This window comes from Chamaesiphon sp. OTE_8_metabat_110 (assembly GCF_031382685.1).
Classification (GTDB): domain Bacteria; phylum Cyanobacteriota; class Cyanobacteriia; order Cyanobacteriales; family Chamaesiphonaceae; genus Chamaesiphon.
In genome coordinates this window covers 1-4,586 of the sequence record NZ_JANMZA010000609.1, presented here as the reverse complement: position 1 = coordinate 4,586, position 4,586 = coordinate 1, and the positions used below count along the sequence as shown (strand labels likewise).

General features: G+C 48.0%; 1 protein-coding gene. It reads left to right on the top strand.

The annotated features are described in order from the left end of the window. The first annotated feature begins 112 nt into the window (after window positions 1-112). Entirely contained in the window at window positions 113-4,417 is a 4,305-nt protein-coding gene (locus RMO52_RS21935) for a strawberry notch family protein (protein WP_310418554.1), read from the top strand. Window positions 4,418-4,586 lie beyond the last annotated feature (169 nt).

Genomic DNA, 4,586 nt, shown 5'->3' with positions numbered 1-4,586 from the left:
AAGGAATACAAATGGAATGGGAGTAAATTAGTCCTTCAAAAAAGTAGCTAGTCATTATTTACTATTTTACCTATTCACTAACTGCCCGTAGAGAAATCTACGGGCTTTTTTTATGCAAACTATTACCAGAATTAGCCCAGTTAGAGAATTTACTGAAAGATTAAAAGCTGGCGAACAGTTAGGACAAGCTCAGATTTCTGAGGTGATGAATCACTTGTATGGAAGTAGTGCCAACGGTGCTTGGAATTGGAAATCGGCAACAGATGCGATCGAAGCTGCGATGGTAAGTTACCTACTTCAACAGCCGAAATTGAGTCTATTCGAGTTGCGAAATTTACAGGATTTGACAGTAGATCATCGCGTCAGAACTCAAGAGCAAATCGACTTACAACAATTCTCCTCACCCCTGGAACTAGCTTGGCTGGTAGCCAAAGCTGCGATGGTAACTGCGTCCGACATATTTCTCGAACCATCGGCGGGAACTGGTTTATTAGTAGGAACCAGTATCAATCAAAATACTAAACCCACCCACATTACTCTCAATGAGTTCTCGAAGTCCCGTCGCGATTTGTTAGCCGAAATCTTCCCCCAGGCTGAACGTTACTCAGTCAATGCCGAATATCTCAACGATATGCTGTTACAGCGGATTAAGCCGTCAGTAATCGTGATGAATCCGCCGTTTTCGCGGAGTCTCACCAGCACCAAACGCAATCCCGATGTCTGTCTCAAGCATTTGAGATCGGCACTACTGCGATTATTACCCAATGGTAGATTGGTGGCGATTGTCGCTCACTGGTTATCTCCTGCCAAACATCCCAACTATTTTGCCACCCTCCCTGCAAAACTACGGCTGTCGGTATATCTGGATGGAAGTTTTTACAGGCATCACGGTACCACTATGCCTACTCGCCTGCTGGTATTTGACAAGGTAGAAGATGAAACAGAACCACATAAATCGATTGACTATCCCATGTCAATCGAAGAAATTGGCGAGATTATCGATCTCATCGTGCCACAACGGTTGCCGATGTTGGAAGCTGTAGAACCAACCGCAGATTCTCCCCTCCTGGCTCTACCCCTATTCGCCAGCGTCCACACAAATCCCTTTGGTACTCTGCCATTATTCCAGTTACTCGGTGGGGATGCGGTAACAACGACTGAGGCGCAGATTGTCGTCAAACCAGTTCAGCCAGTAGCTACCGTCACAGTTATTCCTAAAACCCAGTTTGGTGAAGTTGTCGAACTCCAATATCAGCAAGTGGGAGAGCGGAATTCAGTCTTTACCGATGGCGTATATGAACCCTATCAGCCTAGTGCGATCGATATTCCTGGCTCTGCACCCCACCCCACCGCATTAGCCGAATCCGTATCGATGGCAGCCGTCACCTCTACTTATCCTACCTGTACCGTCAAGCTACCCGCACGAATCTTACAGGAGGGTTTAGCCTCGCAAGCGCAACTTGAAGCGTTAATTTATGCCACCGCAGCGCACAGTCAATTACTCGATACCAAGTGGCGGATTTCCGAACATAAGTCCGTAGTATTTGCCAACGGGGACGATGTAGATGGCAGATACCACCGTCAGGGCTACTTTATCGGCGATTCTACAGGCGTAGGTAAAGGCGTTGAGGCGGCGTTGATTATTCTCTCCAACTGGTGTGAGGGTAGAAAAAGAGCGATTTGGATCTCCAAGAACGAACCGCTAATTGAAGATGCCAGACGGGATTGGGTGCGGTTGGGTGGAAATGCCGAACAGATTGTCGCGCTCTCTAAATTCAAGTTGGGAGAACCGATTAAATTGACTCAAGGCATCCTATTCGTCACCTTTGGTGGATTGAGAACTGGTGCCAAAGGTACCAAGAAATCGCGGGTAGAGCAGATTATCGACTGGGTGGGTGCAGATTTCGACGGGGCGATTTGTGTCGATGAGGCGCACTTAATGGGCAACTGCTCTGGTGAAACCACCGAACGGGGACAGACTAAAGCCTCGGCTCAAGCGTTGGCGGGAACCCATCTCATCGACAGGTTGGCGGATGCGCGGGTAACTTATCTCTCGGCGACAGGTGCCAGTAAAGTCTCGAATCTAGCTTACTGTCAGCGGTTGGGGCTGTGGATGACCAATCAGTTTCCCTTTACCTCCCGCGACCAATTTATCAGCAAGATGGACAACGCAGGGGTGGCAGGGTTGGAAGTATTAGCTCAGGACTTAAAACGGACGGGGAAATATATCGCGCGGACGTTGAGTTTTGAGGGGGTGAGTTTTCAGACGTTGACTCACGCACTGACTAGAGATCAACAGCAGAATTGGGATGTGTATGCTAGAGCCTTTCAAGTAATTCATGGAGATTTGGACAAAGCATTAGTAGCGAGTGGGATTGAGGATCGAGAGGGAAAGTGTCTCAATTCTCGTGCCAAGTGTAATATTTATTCCCAATTCGAGTCCTTAAAACAGCGGTTCTTTAATTCTCTATTATGTGCTGCCAAAGCACCCACCTTAATTGCCGCAATCGAAGCAGATTTAGCTGCGGGTAAGGCTTGTGTCATTCAATTGGTGAGTACTAATGAGGCGATGTTAGACCGAAAGCTAGCGCAGACTCCAACGGGCGAGTGGGGAGATTTACGCGCGATCGATTTTACATCACGGGAAATCATTGCCGATTATATGATTAACAGCTTCCCCGTTTATCTGTATACCGAATACGTGGATGATAACGGTAACAACCGCAGCGAGATTGTTAAAGATGCAGCGACAGGTGAGCCTGTGGTCTGTCAGGAGGCTTTAGAAATGCGAGATCGGTTAATTGAGGATTTATCTCTGTTACCACCGATAACGGGGCTATTAGACCAGTTAAATTGGCACTTTGGTCACGAGAACGTGGCAGAAATTACCGGACGGAGCAAGCGGATTATCCTCAAGGACGATCGCTATCAGTTGGCGACTCGGAACGGTAGTGCGAGTATCGCTGAAACCGAGGCATTTCAAGGCGATCGTAAGCAAATCCTAATTTTCTCTAGTGCTGGTGGGACTGGTCGATCGTATCATGCCGATCTCAACTGTCACAACCAACGGGTGCGACGGCATTATCTGGTTGAGTCTGGGTTTCAAGCGATCGTCGCCGTACAGGGTTTCGGACGGACTCATCGATCGAATCAAGCTCATCCGCCAGAGGTAGTGCTAGTAACGACTAACGTTAAAGGTGAATATCGATTTACCGCCACGATCGCCAGTCGTCTGGGACAATTAGGGGCGATTAGTAAGGGACAACGGGATACAGCCAATAATGGGCTATTTGATGAGGAAGTCAATAACTTCAGTAGTCAGTATGCCAAAGTCGCGCTCGGTGAGTTCTTCGCCGATCTAAACGCGGGTAAAATCGAGGGAATTTCGATCTCTGAATTCGAGCAGCGGACGGGACTAAAACTGACGGGTGAGAGTGGGGCGATTGCGTTGGGAAATCTGCCCAAGATTACCACGTTCTTGAATCGACTACTGGCATTACCGATCGACGTTCAGAATCTGGTATTTAGCGAATTCGAGCAGCGAATTCAACAGCGGATCGCCCAAGCAAAAGCAGCAGGAATCTACGATCGGGGGTTGGAAACATTGTACTCAGATAACGGTTTTGAAATTATCGAATCCAAAGTTATCGCTACCCAAAATCATAGCGAGACGATTTGCCACAGTATCGACAAGTTAAGCAAGCCGCGAATTCTCCCCGCAATTGCAGCCAAACAGTTGGTGCTAGAGGGCTATGGCTATTATCGCCACACTAAGACCCAGGCGGTCGCTATAGCTGCGGTAGCAGATGCGCGGACGACGCGGACGGGGAAGGTGGTCGATACCGTCTACGTCCGCTATCCAGTGGGCAATCGCGAGTACGAACGAGTGGATCTGCCGGATTTTGAGGTGAGATGGGCACAGGTGGAGCCAGATGAGTTCTTTTGGCAAACTTGGAACCATGTTATCTCCCAGACTCCAGCATTTGTCAAAGAGCGAATCTATCTGATTTGTGGGTTGCTGTTGCCAGTTTGGGACAAGTTACCCGTGGAATCGCCCAAAGTTTGTCGGCTTCAGGCTAACGACGGACGGGTGTTGCTGGGACGGGCGATCGAGGCGCAGGATATCGGTAGCGTACTGGCGAAATTTGGTGTGGATAGCAGTGAAACGCTGGATGCGGAGACGATCTTCCAACTGGTTTGGGAGGGTGAAAGTAGTTACACGATCGGGGGTAAGTGGAAGCTGCAACGTAATTACTTTAAGGGTGAAGATCGATTGGAGATTCTGGATGTTTACGATCGTAGTGACTTAGATTGGCTGCGGAGTATCGGCTGTTTTAGTGAGATGTTGAACTGTCGGATGCGGGTGTTTATTCCAGTGGATCGAGCCAGTATTACGATCGATTCATTGTTACAGTAGCTTCACGATTTGGTCATAGATCTAGCTATCAATTATGTGTTGGTAGCTAGAACTTTTTTTTGATGAAATTCGATCGTATGAATATTTTTCAGTTAGAACTATTCCCAGAAGAAGTAGAAAAGATCGATCTAACTACTCCCAAAATTCAGTGTTTGTTGAGTTCTCTACA